Consider the following 15,784-nt stretch of genomic DNA (forward strand, 5'->3'; position numbering starts at 1 on the left):
CCATGCTCCGTACTTCGCTCCGCTTCACCAGCCTGTGCGCTGGCCTGATGATCTCCGCCAGTGCTCTGGCCCTGTCCCTCAGCGACCTGTCCCAGGGTGACGCCAGCGGCGGCCTCAAGGACGCCCTGACCCAAGGCGCGCAGATCGCCGTGAAACAGCTGGGGACCCCTGGCGGTTTCAGCAACAACCCCGATGTGCGCATCGAACTGCCGGGCAACCTCGGCAAAGTGGCGAAGAAAATGAAACAGTTCGGCATGGGTGACCAGGTCGATCAGTTGGAAACCAGCATGAACAAGGCCGCCGAAGCGGCAGTGCCGCAAGCCCAGGCGCTGCTGGTGGATGCGGTGAAGAAAATGACCGTGGCGGACGCCAAGGGCATTCTCGCCGGAGGCAAGGACTCTGCCACCCAGTACCTGGACAAGAGCAGCCGCGAGCAGATCCGCGCCAAGTTCCTGCCTATCGTCAAGCAGGCCACCGACCAGGTGGGTCTGGCCAAGCAGTACAACTCCTTCGCCGGCCAGGCCGCGACCCTGGGTGTGCTGGATGCCAAGAGCGCCAACATCGAAAGCTACGTGACCGAGCAAGCCCTCAATGGCCTGTTCGAAATGATCGGCAAGCAGGAAGAAGCCATTCGCCAGAACCCGGCGGCCGCGGCCACCAGCCTGGCCAAGAAAGTCTTCGGCACCCTGTAAGACCTTCCCCTCACCTGCAGGAGCCAGCTTGCTGGCGAAGGCGTCTGCCGACAGACGCCGGCCTCAAGGCCTCTTCGCCGGCAAGCCGGCTCCTGCTGGATGCAACCCTGCGTAGCGCTTGCTAGGTTTTCTTGACCCGGAACCACGCCGCATAAAGTGCCGGCAGGAACAGCAGGGTCAGCGCCGTCGCCACGATCAGCCCGCCCATGATGGCCACCGCCATCGGCCCGAAGAACACGCTGCGCGACAGCGGGATCATCGCCAGCACCGCCGCCAGGGCCGTCAGCACGATGGGCCGGAAACGCCGTACCGTGGCTTCGATGATCGCATCCCAGGGCGTGTGCCCGGCCTTGATGTCCTGCTCGATCTGGTCCACCAGGATCACCGAGTTGCGCATGATCATTCCCGACAGGGCAATGGTCCCGAGCATGGCCACGAAGCCGAACGGCTGGCGGAACACCAGCAGGAACAGGGTGACCCCGATCAGCCCCAGGGGCGCGGTGAGAAACACCATGGCCGTGCGCGAGAAACTGCGCAGCTGGATCATCAGCAAGGTCAGCACCACCACGATGAACAGTGGCACGCCCGCCTTCACCGAGTTCTGGCCACGGGCCGAGTCCTCGACGGTGCCGCCCACCTCCAGCAGGTAGCCATCCGGCAGTTCGGCGCGGATCGGCTCCAGGGTCGGCAGAATCTGCTGCACCAGGGTCGCCGGCTGTTCCTTGCCGTAGATATCGGCCCGTACCGTGACGTTGGGCAGGCGGTTACGGTGCCAGATCACCCCTTCCTCGAAGCCGTACTCCAGGGTCGCGACCTGGGACAGCGACACGCTCTTGCCGTTGTCGGTAGGCACCGCCAGGCTCGGCAACAATGCCAGTTCGGTGCGCTCCTGCCGGGTACCCCGCAGGAGGATCTCGATCAGCTCGTTGTCCTCGCGGTACTGGCTGACGGTGGAGCCGATCAGTGAGCTCTGCAGGAACTTCGACAGGTTGGCAGTGCTGACGCCCAGGGCCCGGGCCCGGTCCTGATCGATGTTCAGGTAAACCACCTTGCTCGGCTCCTCCCAGTCCAGATGCACGTTGACCACATGGGGGTTCTCCCGCACCTTGGCCGCCACCTTGCGGGCCAGGGCGCGAACCTCCTCGATGTGCTCGCCGGTGACCCGGAACTGCACCGGATAGCCCACGGGCGGACCGTTTTCCAGCCGCGTGACCCGCGAGCGCAGGGCCGGGAACTGTTCATTGAGGGTGGAGATCAGCCAACCCCGCAGGCTTTCCCGCTCCTCGATGGACTTGGCCAGCACCACGAACTGGGCAAAGCTGGTGGCCGGCAGTTGCTGGTCCAGCGGCAGGTAGAAACGCGGCGAACCGGTGCCCACATAGGCCACGTAGTTATCGATGCCCGGGTGATCCTTGAGCATCGCCTCCAGACGCTTGACCTCGTCGGCGGTATTGCTCAGGGACGCGCCCTCCGCCAGCTTCAGGTCGACCATCAGTTCCAGGCGTCCCGAGGCCGGGAAGAACTGCTGCGGCACGAAGCGGAACAGCACGACCGAGCCGACAAACGCCAGGATGGTCAGGACGATCACGGTCTTGCGCCGCTCCACACACCAGCCGACCACGCGGCGCACGCGCTGATAAAACGGCGTGCCGTGGGGGTTGGACTCGGCGCCGTGCTTGGCGGCATGGATCTTGGCCAGGTCCGGGAGGAGCTTCTCTCCCAGGTAGGGGACGAACACCACGGCAGCGATCCACGAGGCCACCAGGGCGATGGTCACCACCTGAAAGATCGAGCGGGTGTACTCGCCGGTGCCGGACTGGGCCGTGGCAATCGGCAAAAAGCCTGCGGCGGTGATCAGGGTGCCGGTGAGCATGGGGAAGGCGGTACTGGTCCAGGCAAAGCTGGCGGCCTTGATCCGGTCGAAGCCCTGCTCCATCTTGATCGCCATCATCTCCACCGCGATGATCGCGTCGTCCACCAACAGCCCCAGGGCCAGCACCAGAGCACCGAGGGAGATCTTGTGCAGACCGATCCCCAGGTAGTACATGGTGGCGAACGTCATCGCCAGCACCAGGGGAATCGCCAGGGCCACCACCATCCCGGTACGCACACCGAGGGAGAAGAAGCTCACCAGCAGCACAATGATCAGCGCCTCGGCCAGCACCCGCACGAACTCGCCGACCCCGGTCTTCACTGCCGCCGGCTGGTCGGACACCTTGCGCAGCTCCATCCCTGCCGGCAGGCTGTTCTGCAGGCGCGAGAACTCGCCTTCCAGGGCCTTGCCCAGCACCAGGATGTCGCCGCCTTCCTTCATCGCCACCGCCAGGCCGATTGCGTCTTCGCCCATGAAGCGCATGCGTGGTGCCGGCGGATCATTGAAACCACGGCGCACCTCCGCCACATCGCCGATGCGGAAGGTACGGTCAGCGATCCGGATCGGGAAATTGCGAATCTGCTCCACCGTCTGGAAATTGCCCGATACCCGCAATTGCACCCGCTCGCTGGGGGTTTCGAAGAACCCGGCGGTGGAGACGGCGTTCTGCTCCTCCAGCGCCTGCTGCACCGCCGCCAACGGCAGTCCCAGGGTCGCCAGCTTGACGTTGGACAGTTCGATCCAGATCTTTTCATCCTGCAGGCCCAGCAGGTCGACCTTGCCCACGTCCTTGACCCGTTGCAGCTGGATCTGGATGCGGTCGGCGTAATCCTTGAGCACGGCGTAGTCGAAGCCCTTGCCCGTCAGCGCATAGATATTGCCGAAGGTGGTGCCGAACTCATCGTTGAAGAACGGACCCTGGATGCCCGGCGGCAAGGTCTGGCGGATATCGCTGATCTTCTTGCGTACCTGGTACCAGAGATCGGGAATCTCGTTGGAATGCATCGAGTCCCGGGCGATGAAGGTCACCTGGGATTCCCCGGGGCGGGAGAAGGAAACGATGCGATCGTATTCGCCGGTTTCCATCAGTTTCTTTTCAATGCGCTCGGTGACCTGGCGCGACACTTCCTGGGCCGTGGCCCCGGGCCAGTTGGTGCGGATCACCATGGCCTTGAAGGTGAAAGGCGGGTCTTCACTCTGACCCAGCTTGGTGTAGGACAAGGCGCCGACAATGGCCAGCAACAGCATCAGGAACAGGACGATCTGGCGATTGCGCAACGCCCAGGCGGAAAGGTTGAAACCCATCGGGACTACTCCTTGGCCGCCAGGTTAACCATACGGTTGTCACGATCCACCGGGCGCACCTGCAAGCCCTCATGGAGCACATGCACGCCGGCAGCCACCACCCAATCGCTGGCACTCAAGCCTTCGAGCACCGGCACGCTCTTCTCGCCAAAGGCGCCGACCCGCACCGGGGTCTTGTGCAGGGTGTTGTTGGCATCGACCCGCCAGACGAAGGTCGCGCCACCTTCAGCAGTCAAGGCCGACAACGGCACCGACAGCGACAGCGCATCGGCGTTCTGGATAAACACCCGGGCGCTCTGGCCCAGCTCGGCGGGCACTTTGCCGGCAGTGAAGGCAATGCGCGCGGCGAAGGTCCGGGACTTGGGATCGGCAGCCGGCGACAGCTCGCGGATACGTCCGTCGAAGCGCTGGCCCGGCTGGGTCCAGAGCTCGACCGACACGGGCTGGCCGACCTTGAAGCGACCGTAATTCTGCTCGGGGAAACTGATCAGCACCTCGCGCTCGCCATCGGTGGCCAGGGTGAAGACCGTCTGCCCGGCCGCCACCACCTGCCCCACTTCCACCGCACGCTTGGCCACCACGCCGTCCTGCGGCGCACGCAGCACGGCATAGCCGGCCTGGTTGTTGGCCACGTCGAACTCGGCCTTGATCTGCTTCAGCCGCGCTTCACCGGCGCGGTAGAGGTTTTCGGCATTGTCGTACTGGGAGCGGCTGACCATCTGCCGGTCCAGCAGGGTCTTGTAGCGATCGCGCTCGGCACGCACCAGATTGAGGTTGGCGCTGGCCGCCGTGACCTGGGCCCGGGTGGCTTCAAGCTGCAGGCGCACGTCCTGCGGGTCGAGTTCGGCCAGGGGTTGATTGGCCTTGACCCGCTCGCCTTCCTCAACCAGTCGTCGACTGACCTTGCCGCCAATGCGGAATGCCAGCTCGGGTTCGTAACGGGCGCGCACCTCGCCGGGATAACTGTCCGAAGCCCGTGCCGAAGGCTCTGGCTGGACCACCATGGCCGGTCGGATGCCAATTTGAACGGGCTCTTCGTGCCCACAAGCAGACAGAAAAAAAGCCAGGCTGACTGGCAAGGCATAGCGGAACATGGCGGCGACCCTTCGCTAATGGTGCTTTGAATAATTATACTGGCCGGTATGTTATTAATAGCAAACTCACCAGTCCAGTATTAACAGCGAAAAATGTCCGACAATCTTTCCGCAAACGTTGGGCCAGGCAGGCCCAAAGATCTGGCCAAGCGCCAGGCCATTCTCGAAGCAGCGAAAAACCTGTTTCTGAGCAATGGCTACGCCAGTACCAGCATGGATGCGGTCGCCGCCGAAGCCGGCGTTTCAAAGCTCACGGTGTATAGCCACTTCAATGACAAGGAGACCCTGTTCACCGCCGCGGTGGTGGCCAAGTGCGAAGAGCAGTTGCCGACGCTGATCTACGAACTGACGCCCGACACGTCGGTGGAAAGCGTCCTGCTGAACATCGCCAGAGGCTTTCACCAACTGATCAACAGCGACGAGTCGGTGAACCTGCATCGCCTGATCATGGCCCTGGGCAATCAGGATCCCAAGCTCTCGCAGATGTTCATCGAAGCCGGCCCAGAACGCGTGTTGCAAGGCATGGAACGGCTGCTGAGGCGAATCAATGAGCTGGGCACCTTGCACATCGACAAGCCGCGCAATGCCGCCGAGCACTTCTTCTGCATGCTCAAGGGCGGGGCGAACTTCCGCCTGCTCTATGGCTGCGGCGAGCCGCTGAGGGGCGACGCGGCGGAAGAGCACGTGCAGGAAGTGGTGGCGCTGTTCATCCGCGCCTACAGGTCGTAGCAGCTGGGTTGAGCAGGCCCTGGCCTGCCAGCGAACGGGCCATGAAGACAGCCTTCGCCGGCAAGCCGGGCCCTAGGGGGATCAGGCCTTGAGGGCCTTCTTCGGGTAGATGTCGTAGCGGCTGGACTTGCCCTCCAGCCCGTGGCTCGGCTTGGGCCCGTCAATGCACGGGGCCTTGCGCGGGCGCTTGACCACCACCCGGTGGCTGGCCAGGGCCAGGGCCGCCGCCAGCAGCGCCGGCGCATCGTTGTCGTCCCCCACCAGCGGGCGGAACAGGCGCATTTCCTTTTTCACCAGCGCGCTTTTCTCCCGATGGGGAAACATCGGATCGAGGTAGATCACTTGAGGCGGCTCGCCTTCCCAGTTGCGCATCAGTTCGATGGAGTTGCCCTTGAGCAAGTGCATGCGAGCCACGATCGGCGCCACTTCGGCGTCCAGCGCGGCACGGGCCAGGCCGTCCTCCAATAGCGCGCCAATCAATGGCTGACGTTCGATCAGGCTCATCTCGCACCCCAGGGTGGCGAGGACAAACCCGTCCTTGCCCAACCCCGCCGTCGCATCCAGCACGCGGGGCCGCACGCCTTGAGCCACCCCCACCGCCTTGGCAATCATCTGTCCGCTGCCGCCGCCGTACAGGCGTCGATGGGCTGCGCCGCCTTCGACGAAGTCGACCCGTACCGGCCCCGGCGCATCCGCCCCCAACTGCTGCAATTGCAGGCCCTGCTCACCGACCTGCAGCGCGAACTCCGGCTCGTCGATCTGCAAGGGCAGGCCCAGGCGCTCGGCCCATTGCCGCGCCAGGGGCTCGAAGCCAGCGCCCAGGGCCTCGACTTGGATGCGGCAGGCCGCGGGTTGCTCATTCATCTGAAACCACACTCAAAAAATTAATGATCGGCAAAAACTGCCGATAACAGAACTATCGGCCATTTTGCCAGAGCTCAAGCGTCGACCGAGAGCAATGTCAGACATTCAACGCACATCGATAGGTTATATCTCTCGCCACGGCGACTATGGCCTACGCAACTCCCAGGCACTGAGCGGCGTCAGCCATCTGTGGCAGGACTTCTTTGCCCAGGCCCTGGCCGAGCAACGGGGAGATGGCGCGAGCGTTGAAGGGCTGCCGGCGGTTGCCGTCGATGGACCGGTAGAACCGGCGGGCGGTAGCGACGTGCTGGCGCAGATCGTCAATCAGCGCCACTGCGACGTGCAGGAAACCGAAGTTCGCCCTCCCGAGCCGCTGTTCCTGCCGATTGCCGAATTCGAAATGGAGCTGCTGGACAAACCCGCTACGCCTTTCCCGCCGGAAGAAATCGTCGCCCAGCAACGCCAGCAGGACTTCGAAAGTGGCTGGGTACGGCCGCTCGTGCTCAACGCCGGTCAGCCAGTGCCTGCTCCAGGTCCTGCGCCGGAGCCGCGCCCGCTGCACCTGCCGATTGCCGAATTCGAGCTGGATCTGCTGGACAAGCCGGCCGAACCGTTCCCGCCGGAGGAGCTCATCGAACAGCAACGGCAGATGGATTTCGACATCGGCTGGGCACGCCCGCTGATTCTGCAGAACCTGCGCATCGCCGCCTGAGCCGCTGTTTAGCGACACACCCACCAAGGCCCCACATCCAGATGGAAATGGTTGCGGTGCGCGCTGTTGTAGTCCGGCCCCAGCACCACATTGAACGCATCGCAGGCGCCGTCCCGGGCCAATCGCAAGAAGCGCCCTTCACTGCTGTCCTTGGGCCAATCCCGCAGCACGCTGATACTGCGTCCATCGCTCAAACGAAAGCCGGCAATATCCAGGGCATTGGCGCTGGCATGCTGACTGCGCGCCCCCTTCTCGCGGCTGTACATATTGCGGCAGGCAAAGCTGCCCAGATGATCGACCCGCGCCACTCGCTGCCCATACACCGCCTGCGCCGCCGGCTGCAGTCCATGGCGCTCGTACAGGGCAAACGCCACCGCCAGCGGACAACTGGCGAGAAAGCTGCTGCTCAACGCCACCGACCCACCTTGCACCCGCAAGGTATTGCTCAGCGGACAGGCGACATCGCCACGACTGTCGGGTTGGCGACTGGTGCGCAAACCGGAGCGCCCCAGCACCTCATCGCACAGCTGCGGATCGTCCCGCAGCCGCGCCAGCTTGAAACGGGTCAGCAGATTGGGCTTGGCTTGCACATCCAGCGGCGCCCAGGGGTTCCACGCATCAGCCACCGGCAACCAGCCCAAGCGGATGCCAAGCAACAACAGGGCGCACAACAGCAACACGGCGCCCAACACTTTCAGCCTCCGCACATGCCCCCCCTGTTCATGGCTGCTTGAACAATTGATTGATCTGCCTAAACGGCATCGCCCGCTCGGCAAAATCGAAGCGGCCGTGATCGCGAATGTCCTCAGCCGCGCGGTAGAAGGCGCCATAGGCTGCCCGAGCCAGGGCGGAACCGACGCTGATGCGCTTGACCCCCAGCTCCGCCAGTTGCGCCACGCTCAGGTTGAGGCCGCCGGACATCAGCACGTTCACCGGCCTGGGGGCCACGGCCCGCACCACTTGCAGGATTTCCTCGGCACTGCGCAACCCCGGCGCATAGAGCACATCGGCCCCGGCTTCGGCAAAGGCCTGCAAACGGCGGATGGTGTCAGGCAGATCGTCACGACCGTGGAGCAGATTCTCCGCCCGAGCCGTCAGGGTGAAGGGAAATGGCAGGCTACGGGCTGCCACGACACAGGCCTCGATGCGCTCCACGGCCAGATTGAAGTCATAAATGGGCTCGTCGGCACGCCCGCTGGCATCCTCGATCGAACCGCCCACCACGCCACTGGCCGCGGCCAGCAACAGCGCCTGGGCGCAGCCTTCAGGGCTGTCGGAAAAACCGTTTTCCAGGTCCGCCGCCACCGGCAGGCTGCTGGCGCCGACGATCTCGCGGACGTTGTTCAAGGTGTCTTCCAGGCTGACCGCGCCCTCGGCATCCGGGCGCCCCAGAGAGAAGGCGTTTCCCGCGCTGGTGGTGGCCAGCGCTTCGAAACCGAGGCCGACCAGCATCCTCGCGGAACCGGCATCCCAGGGATTGGGAATGACAAAGGCTCCGGCACGCTCGTGCAGGGCCTTGAAAACGTTGGCTCGAAGGGATTGCGCGTCCATTTGCTCGCTCCTGAAAAAGGCGGTGAAACCGCCTCAGAGCAGGCCGAGCTGCTCCGCGGCGGGCTCTCTGTATAACTCAGGCAACGCGGGCAAGCCAGGCAAACGTTGCATCAGCCGAGCGTGAAAACGTCGGGCCAGTTCCGCTGCCAGGCGGTTGTCCGAGGTGTGCAGGAACACATAGGGCGTGCGCCCTTCCTCGATCCAGGTGGCGACCTTGTCGATCCAGGGCAGCAGGAACGGATCGTTGGCCTCCAGCTCCGGATGGCCGATGAAACGCACCTGGGGAAACTGCGTGAAGGCCGCCGGCCGTGGCGGCACCCGGGGCTTTTTCGACTGCGCATGCAGCACTGCCGGAGCGCTGGACGTGCAACTGAACAGGGCCCGCGGATCCAGGCAGATGCGCTCGACACCCCGCTCGCGCAGCAATCGGTTGAGCCTGCGCTCGGCATCGCCCTTGGCAAAGAATTCCGGGTGCCGGACCTCCACCGCCAGCGGCCGCTGCAGACCATCGATAAACCCCGCCAGCTCCGCCAGGCGCTGGGGCGCGAAGCTGGCCGGCAGTTGCAACCACAGGGGCGAGACCCGCTTACCCAACGGGCTGAGCAACTGAACAAAGGTCTCGGCTGCGCTCAACTGCTGGCGCAGGTCACCGCCGTGACTGATATCGCCGGGAAACTTGGCGGTGAAGCGAAAGTGCTCGGGCATGATCTCGGCCCAGCGCTGCACCGTGGTTGGCGCGGGACGGGCATAGAAGGTGGTGTTGCCTTCGACGGCGTTGAAGACCTGGGAATACAGGCCGAGGAAATCATTCGCTCGGGCATCTTGCGGATACAGGTACTCACGCCAGGCGTTTTCGCTCCAGGAAGGACAACCGAGGAAATAAGGCAGCATCAGATGTGCAGGTCGAGCCCCACCACTTCCAGGTCCCAATCGACAAAGCCGGCGGTGGTCAAGTAGCTGGCCAGAGCATTGGCCACGCTCTTTTTCATCGCGCGCTGGAAGATCATGTCCTGAGGACGGGCGGGGAGATTACCGGTGCGGGAGGCAGAAGCCTGGGAACGGCTTTGGGGTTCGGGCTGGACTTCGACCGCATCGGCATCGTCCAGGGACTCGTCTACCAGCACCGGGCCTTTGCGAGGCTTGCGCTTGATGGGGTAGGACTGCGAGGAGATGCCGTCTATGCGCATACTGAAAAGCCCGGGATCAATGATGGCAATTTAGCGGCACTGCTGCGACTTAGCAAATGCCCGAGTGATAACTAGAACACAGAAAAGCCAAAAGGTTTAAAACCGGGCAGGAAGGATGCTGAAAAACAGACGATTGGCGGCTGTCGGCAGAAAAAATCTGAACAACCGCAAACACTTGGAGCACCCTCAACGGGCTTTGGGCGTGGCCACCTTATCCCGCAGATAGACCGGCTGAGCCTCGTCGGCGACGATCGCCTCGCCCCGCTCCCAGGCAAATTTCGCCAGGGTCAGCAGGTCTTCGGCATGGGGCAGCATGCCCGCGTCCCGAGCGCTGAGCGTGACGGCAATGCGCTCGCCATACCCCCAGCCCGTGCCCGCGCCAAACCAGTCACCACTGGCGCCTGCCGGCAAGCTCGCGACTTCCGGCGCCAGCACGGCTTCGGCCCCGACCAGGCGCATCTCGCCGGCCGTTTCCCGATAACAGCCCCAATAGACTTCATCCATGCGCGCATCGATGGCCGCGGCCACCTGAGTCGCACCGTGCTCACGCAAGGCGCGCTGGGCCAGCACCGCCAGGTTGGACACCGGCAGCACCGGACGCTCCAGGGCGAAGGCCAGCCCCTGCACCACGCCAATGGCGATGCGCACACCGGTAAAGGCGCCCGGGCCACGGCCGAAGGCAATGGCATCCACCGCCTGCAAGGTGGTACCGGCATTGGCCAGCAGTTCCTTGATCATCGGCAACAACTTCTGCGCATGCAGACGCGGGATCACCTCGTAATGGCTCGTGACCTTGCCGTCATGCAGCAAAGCAACGGAGCAAGCTTCAGTCGCGGTGTCCAGGGCCAGCAAGGTGCTCATTCGGGGTTCCATCGGCATTGAAAAAAGTGACGCATTATAAACAGCAACGGCCCGCAAGCGGGCCGTTGAACGATCAAACGATCAGGTAAATCAGCTCAGGGCTTCAAGTACCTTGGCAGTGATCACTTCCACCGAACCCACGCCCGGGATGTGGCTGTACTTCGGCTTGCCCTGGGTCGAGGCCAGCTGCTGGTAGAACTCCACCAGCGGCTTGGTCTGGGAGTGATAGACCGACAGGCGATGACGCACGGTTTCTTCGGTGTCGTCCTTGCGCTGCACCAGGTCTTCACCGGTGATGTCGTCCTTGCCGGCAATCTTCGGCGGGTTGTAGACGGTGTGGTACACACGGCCCGACGCCTCGTGTACGCGGCGACCGGCGATACGCTGGACGATCTCTTCGTCGTCGACAGCGATTTCCACCACGTTGTCCAGTTCCACACCGGCTTTGACCAGTGCTTCGGCCTGAGGAATGGTGCGCGGGAAACCGTCGAACAGGAAACCCTTGGCGCAGTCAGGCTGGCTGATGCGTTCCTTGACCAGGTTGATGATCAGGTCGTCGGACACCAGGCCACCGCTGTCCATCACGCTCTTGGCCTTCAGGCCCAGCTCGGTGCCGGCCTTGACCGCAGCACGCAGCATGTCGCCGGTGGAGATCTGTGGAATGCCGAACTTTTCGGTGATGAACTTTGCCTGAGTACCTTTACCGGCCCCGGGAGCTCCCAGCAGAATTACGCGCATCGATGTGCTCCTCAATTTTTTATTTAGAAACGCTCGGATTCGCCTCGTGGGGCCAATCTCAAAAATAGGGTGATGACCGCCCAAACGGCCAAAGGCTGATCAAGATACACAGCCGACACAGCCCGCACAAGCAGTCGAAAGTCGGAGGAACCCGGCCTTTTTATGCCACTTTGGCCGGGTAGAACAAGTCGCAACCCCATAACAAAGTGTCGCCAGATGAATCTGAGCGACACCTTGGGTTTGTCCTGATCAGGGCTGCGCCAGAGCAGGCAAACAGCCCTCTGCCGCCTCAGCCGGTGTTGCGCAAACCGGCGGCGATACCGGCCACGGAGACCAGCAACGCCTGTTCCACGGGGCTTCCTTGCGGCGCCTCCTGCTGGCGCGAGCGCGCCAGCAGCTCCGCCTGCAGCAAGTGCAGCGGATCCAGGTAGGTATTGCGCAGGCGGATGAACTCCAGGGTATCGGGGCTGTGGGCCAGCAATTGCGACTGTCCGGTCAACCCCAGGACCACCGCGCAGGCCTGCGACAATAGGTCGCGTAAATGCGCACCCAATGGCAGCAGTTCCGCCTCCACCAGGCGCTCGTCATAAGAGCGGGCAATGTCCGCATCGGCCTTGGCCAGCACCATTTCCAGCATATCGATGCGGGTGCGGAAGAACGGCCACTGTTCACGCATCTGCCCCAGCAACTCACCCTCGCCCCGGGCCAGCGCCTTGCTCAAGGCCGCCTCCCAGCCGAGCCACGCCGGCAGCATCAGGCGGGTCTGGGTCCAGCCGAAGATCCACGGAATCGCCCGCAGGCTTTCAATCCCACCGGCCCGGCGCTTGGCCGGGCGACTGCCCAGGGGCAGGCGGCCCAACTCCTGCTCCGGGGTGGACTGGCGGAAGTACTCGACAAATTGCGGATTGTCGCGCACCACCGCGCGATAGGCCTGGACCCCGTCGCTGGCCAGTTCGTCCATCAGGTGACGCCAGGCCGGTTCCGGTGGTGGCGGCGGCAGCAGGGTCGCCTCCAGCACAGCGGCCAGGTAGAGGTTGAGATTCTGCTCGGCAATGTCCGGCAGGCCGAATTTGAAACGGATCATTTCCCCCTGTTCGGTGGTGCGGAAACGCCCCGCCACCGAACCCGGCGGCTGCGACAGGATCGCCGCGTGGGCCGGACCACCGCCGCGTCCCACAGTACCGCCGCGGCCGTGGAACAGCAGCAACTCCACCTGTTGCTCACGGCAGATATCCACCAGCCGCTCCTGCGCCCGATACTGCGCCCAGGCGGCCGCGGTGGTCCCGGCGTCCTTGGCCGAATCCGAGTAGCCGATCATCACCTCCTGAGGCCCCTGCAGCCGCGAGCGGTAGCCCGGCAAGTGCAGCAGTTTCTCCATCACCGGGCCGGCGTTGTCCAGGTCCGCCAGGGTTTCGAACAGCGGCACCACGCGCATCGGCCGCAGCACCCCGGACTCCTTGAGCAGCAACTGCACCGCCAGCACATCGGAGGCCGCCCCCGCCATGGAAATCACGTAGGAACCCAGGGACGCCGCCGGCGCCTGGGCGATCTCGCGGCAAGTGGCAAGCACTTCGGCAGTGTCCGCCGAAGGCTTGAAGTAGCCCGGCAGCAACGGCCGCCGGCTGGCCAGTTCGCGATTGAGGAAGGTGATGCGGTCCTCTTCGCTCCAGTCGGCATAGCGCCCCAGGCCCAGGTAATCGGTGATCTCGGTCATGGCCGAGGTATGCCGGCTGGAGTCCTGACGCACATCCAGACGCACCAGAAACAGGCCGAACGTCACCGCCCGGCGCAGGCAATCGAGCAGCGGGCCATCGGCAATCACGCCCATCCCGCATTCATGCAGCGACTGGTAGCACAGCTGCAAGGGCTCAAGCAGCTCGCGGTTGTTCTGCAACACCTCGGGCCCGGCCGGCACCGCCGCGCCAAGCGCCGCCTGGGCCCAGTTGCGGGTGGCCCGCAGGCGCTCGCGCAGTTGCTTGAGCAACGCACGGTAGGGTTCGGCACTGTCCCCGGCCTTGGCCAGCAGGGCCGGGCTGGCCTGCTGCATGGACAGCTCGGCGGCCAGGTGATCGACGTCACGCAAATACAGATCGGCGGCCATCCAGCGCGCCAGCAGCAGGACTTCGCGGGTCACGCTGGCAGTGACGTTGGGGTTGCCGTCACGGTCGCCGCCCATCCACGAAGCGAAACGGATCGGCGCCGACTCCAGGGGCAAACGCAGGCCGGTGGCTTCGAACAGCGCCTTGTCGGCCTTGCGCAGGTAATTGGGGATCGCCTGCCACAGCGAGTGCTCGATCACCGCAAACCCCCACTTGGCCTCATCCACCGGGGTCGGCCGGGTGCGGCGGATTTCCTCGGTGTGCCAGGCCTCGGCGATCAGCCGTTGCAGGCGCTCCTGAATCTGCCCGCGCTCGGCGCTGGTGAGATCGCGATGGTCCTGGGCCGCCAGCTGCGCGGCAATCGCATCGTACTTCTGGATCAGGGTGCGGCGCGCCACTTCGGTGGGGTGAGCGGTGAGCACCAGCTCGATCTCCAGACGCGCCAATTGCCGGGCCAGGGCATCGGCGGAGTGGCCCTCGGCCCGCAGGCGCGCCAGCAGCTCCGGCAGTACCCGGGCTTCGAAGGGCGCCGGTTGCGACTCGTCGCGACGGTGAATCAACTGATACTGCTCGGCGATGTTCGCCAGGTTGAGGAACTGGTTGAAGGCCCGGGCCACCGGCAGCAGTTCGTCTTCGCTCAGCGAATCGAGACTGGCGCTCAATTCGGCACTGGGCGAGCCCCGGCGATCGGCCTTGGCGCCCTTGCGGATCTGCTCGATCTTGTCGAGGAAAGCCTCCCCGTACTGATCTCGGATGGTATTGCCCAACAGTTCTCCCAAGAGGTGAACGTCTTCGCGCAAGCGCGCATCAATATCGGTCATCGAGGTGGTCTCCAGCAGACTCAAGGCGGCACGGAAGGCTCAAGAGTGCCGCTTGCACGCCTGCCTTAGCAAGCGTGCAACCTCACCCCGGGCCAACCCTGGCCGATGGGACTAGTCTCAAGGGTAGGCCGCACAAGGGCCACGCACCGGCCCCGGCCGGTTACTCAACCCAACCTGCCACAAGCAGGCGTTCATCGAGGTCAACATGAAAATCCGTGAACTGGCACAACATTGGGAAGAAAACGCCAAGGGGCGCCTGAGCAAAACCGCCTACCGGATTCACCTGGACGTGGAAGCCGCCGCCCGCCTGGCCGCCCTCTCCGAGATGTACCCCAAACGCCAGACCGAGGAACTGCTCGGCGAACTGATTGGCGCCGCCCTGGAAGAGCTGGAAGCCAGCTTCCCCTACATCCAGGGTCGGCAGGTGGTGGCCACCGACGAGGAAGGCGATCCGCTCTACGAGGATATCGGTCCGACCCCGCGCTTCCTGGCCCTGTCACGCCAGCATCTGCAGCTCATGGCCAGCCAGTCCGACAAGCCGAAGCACTGAGTCGGCGCCCTCTCCAACTCCCGTTGAACTTCATCGTCCCCGGCCCTGAACAGGGTCGGGGATACCCCGCTGCACGGCAAAAGTTCCGGATTTAGAGCCTTGTCCGAGTCGTCAGTTTTTTTCCGGCCAATCGCCATCTTTCTCTGAACTATTCAAAAAAGCCTCGGGTCACACCCAGTAGCCATCACTGGAACGGCCGTTTCAAATTTTGCCATCAGCGCTCGTCACTCAGCACCACGGCGCCAGGACCGGGATGGACATTGATGTTTTCCAGGAGTTACCCAATGGAGTTGAAGACCATGAAGATCAGCACTGCCAAATCCTCGTTCACCTCTCTGCGCGGGCTGAAGCTGGCCGCGCTGGCCCTCGGTAGCAGCATGGCACTGGCCGGTTGTGCCGGTAACCCGCCTTCCGAGCAGTACGCGGTCACGCAATCTGCGGTCAATAGCGCAGTGAGCGCAGGCGGCACCGAATTCGCCGCTGTGGAAATGAAGTCGGCCCAGGACAAGCTCAAGCAAGCCGAGATTGCCATGCACGACAAGAAGTACGACGAAGCCCGCCGCCTGGCCGAACAAGCCGAGTGGGACGCCCGTGTCGCCGAGCGCAAGGCCCAGGCCGCCAAGGCCGAGCAGGCGCTGAAGGACTCGCAGAAAGGCGTTCAGGAACTGCGTCAGGAAGGTATGCGCAGCGTGCAGTAAGCCGCCGCCG

15 protein-coding genes are annotated in these 15,784 nt (G+C 64.0%); 5 read left to right on the forward strand and 10 right to left on the reverse strand.

Annotation, left to right across the window (positions count from 1 at the left end; translation table 11 throughout):
* The first annotated feature begins 2 nt into the window (after positions 1-2).
* Complete coding sequence (locus L1O02_RS25095) at positions 3-692, forward strand: DUF4197 domain-containing protein (protein WP_060837747.1); 690 nt, start codon at positions 3-5, stop codon at positions 690-692.
* 121 nt (positions 693-813) lie between these two features.
* Here the strand turns inward: L1O02_RS25095 and L1O02_RS25100 are convergent, their stop codons facing one another.
* Both L1O02_RS25100 and L1O02_RS25105 read right to left on the reverse strand, forming a co-directional pair.
* Positions 814-3,870 (reverse strand): efflux RND transporter permease subunit, encoded by a 3,057-nt coding sequence (locus L1O02_RS25100; protein WP_060842594.1) that lies wholly within the window; start codon positions 3,868-3,870, stop codon positions 814-816.
* Positions 3,871-3,875: 5 nt separating this feature from the next.
* Positions 3,876-4,964: an efflux RND transporter periplasmic adaptor subunit gene (locus tag L1O02_RS25105; RefSeq protein ID WP_060837745.1), complete on the reverse strand. Its 1,089-nt coding sequence runs from the start codon at positions 4,962-4,964 to the stop codon at positions 3,876-3,878.
* A 93-nt stretch (positions 4,965-5,057) separates the two neighbouring features.
* On the opposite strand from L1O02_RS25105, the gene L1O02_RS25110 reads away from it, so the two are divergent.
* Positions 5,058-5,693 (forward strand): TetR/AcrR family transcriptional regulator, encoded by a 636-nt coding sequence (locus tag L1O02_RS25110; protein WP_108544457.1) that lies wholly within the window; start codon positions 5,058-5,060, stop codon positions 5,691-5,693.
* 81 nt (positions 5,694-5,774) lie between these two features.
* On the opposite strand, the gene L1O02_RS25115 is transcribed toward L1O02_RS25110, so the two are convergent.
* Positions 5,775-6,557 (reverse strand): class I SAM-dependent methyltransferase, encoded by a 783-nt coding sequence (locus L1O02_RS25115; RefSeq protein WP_060837743.1) that lies wholly within the window; start codon positions 6,555-6,557, stop codon positions 5,775-5,777.
* 94 nt (positions 6,558-6,651) lie between these two features.
* Between L1O02_RS25115 and L1O02_RS25120 the strand changes: the two genes are divergently transcribed.
* The gene (locus tag L1O02_RS25120; RefSeq protein ID WP_060837742.1) at positions 6,652-7,269 is read left to right on the forward strand and encodes a hypothetical protein; all 618 of its coding nucleotides are present in this window, start codon (positions 6,652-6,654) and stop codon (positions 7,267-7,269) included.
* Between the two features lie 8 nt (positions 7,270-7,277).
* Here L1O02_RS25120 and L1O02_RS25125 read toward each other — a convergent pair whose 3' ends face one another.
* The 7 genes from L1O02_RS25125 to ppc all read right to left on the reverse strand — a co-directional run bounded on the left by L1O02_RS25125 (position 7,278) and on the right by ppc (position 14,526).
* Positions 7,278-7,976 (reverse strand): extensin family protein, encoded by a 699-nt coding sequence (locus tag L1O02_RS25125; RefSeq protein ID WP_060837741.1) that lies wholly within the window; start codon positions 7,974-7,976, stop codon positions 7,278-7,280.
* 13 nt (positions 7,977-7,989) lie between these two features.
* On the reverse strand, positions 7,990-8,820 hold the full coding sequence (locus L1O02_RS25130) for an isocitrate lyase/phosphoenolpyruvate mutase family protein (RefSeq protein ID WP_060842592.1): 831 nt from the start codon (positions 8,818-8,820) through the stop codon (positions 7,990-7,992).
* A gap of 33 nt (positions 8,821-8,853) precedes the next feature.
* Positions 8,854-9,714 (reverse strand): DUF72 domain-containing protein, encoded by an 861-nt coding sequence (locus L1O02_RS25135; RefSeq protein ID WP_108544893.1) that lies wholly within the window; start codon positions 9,712-9,714, stop codon positions 8,854-8,856.
* Positions 9,711-10,007 (reverse strand): hypothetical protein, encoded by a 297-nt coding sequence (locus L1O02_RS25140; protein WP_060842591.1) that lies wholly within the window; start codon positions 10,005-10,007, stop codon positions 9,711-9,713. The genes L1O02_RS25135 and L1O02_RS25140 overlap by 4 nt, the downstream gene beginning before the upstream one ends.
* Positions 10,008-10,193: 186 nt before the next feature.
* Positions 10,194-10,868, reverse strand: coding sequence for a tRNA (adenosine(37)-N6)-threonylcarbamoyltransferase complex dimerization subunit type 1 TsaB (tsaB, locus tag L1O02_RS25145; RefSeq protein WP_060837738.1), 675 nt, complete (start codon positions 10,866-10,868; stop codon positions 10,194-10,196).
* Between the two features lie 90 nt (positions 10,869-10,958).
* On the reverse strand, positions 10,959-11,606 hold the full coding sequence (adk, locus tag L1O02_RS25150; protein WP_060837737.1) for an adenylate kinase: 648 nt from the start codon (positions 11,604-11,606) through the stop codon (positions 10,959-10,961).
* 289 nt (positions 11,607-11,895) lie between these two features.
* Positions 11,896-14,526 (reverse strand): phosphoenolpyruvate carboxylase, encoded by a 2,631-nt coding sequence (gene ppc / locus L1O02_RS25155; RefSeq protein ID WP_235758896.1) that lies wholly within the window; start codon positions 14,524-14,526, stop codon positions 11,896-11,898.
* 205 nt (positions 14,527-14,731) lie between these two features.
* Here ppc and L1O02_RS25160 point away from each other — a divergent pair, with 205 nt between their 5' ends.
* Together L1O02_RS25160 and L1O02_RS25165 are read left to right on the forward strand one after the other, a co-directional pair.
* On the forward strand, positions 14,732-15,076 hold the full coding sequence (locus L1O02_RS25160; RefSeq protein WP_060837735.1) for a hypothetical protein: 345 nt from the start codon (positions 14,732-14,734) through the stop codon (positions 15,074-15,076).
* A gap of 284 nt (positions 15,077-15,360) precedes the next feature.
* Complete coding sequence (locus L1O02_RS25165; protein ID WP_108544453.1) at positions 15,361-15,774, forward strand: DUF4398 domain-containing protein; 414 nt, start codon at positions 15,361-15,363, stop codon at positions 15,772-15,774.
* Positions 15,775-15,784 lie beyond the last annotated feature (10 nt).

It is taken from the genome of Pseudomonas sp. BC42, from assembly GCF_021560055.1.
In the GTDB taxonomy this organism is placed as follows: Bacteria; Pseudomonadota; Gammaproteobacteria; order Pseudomonadales; family Pseudomonadaceae; genus Aquipseudomonas.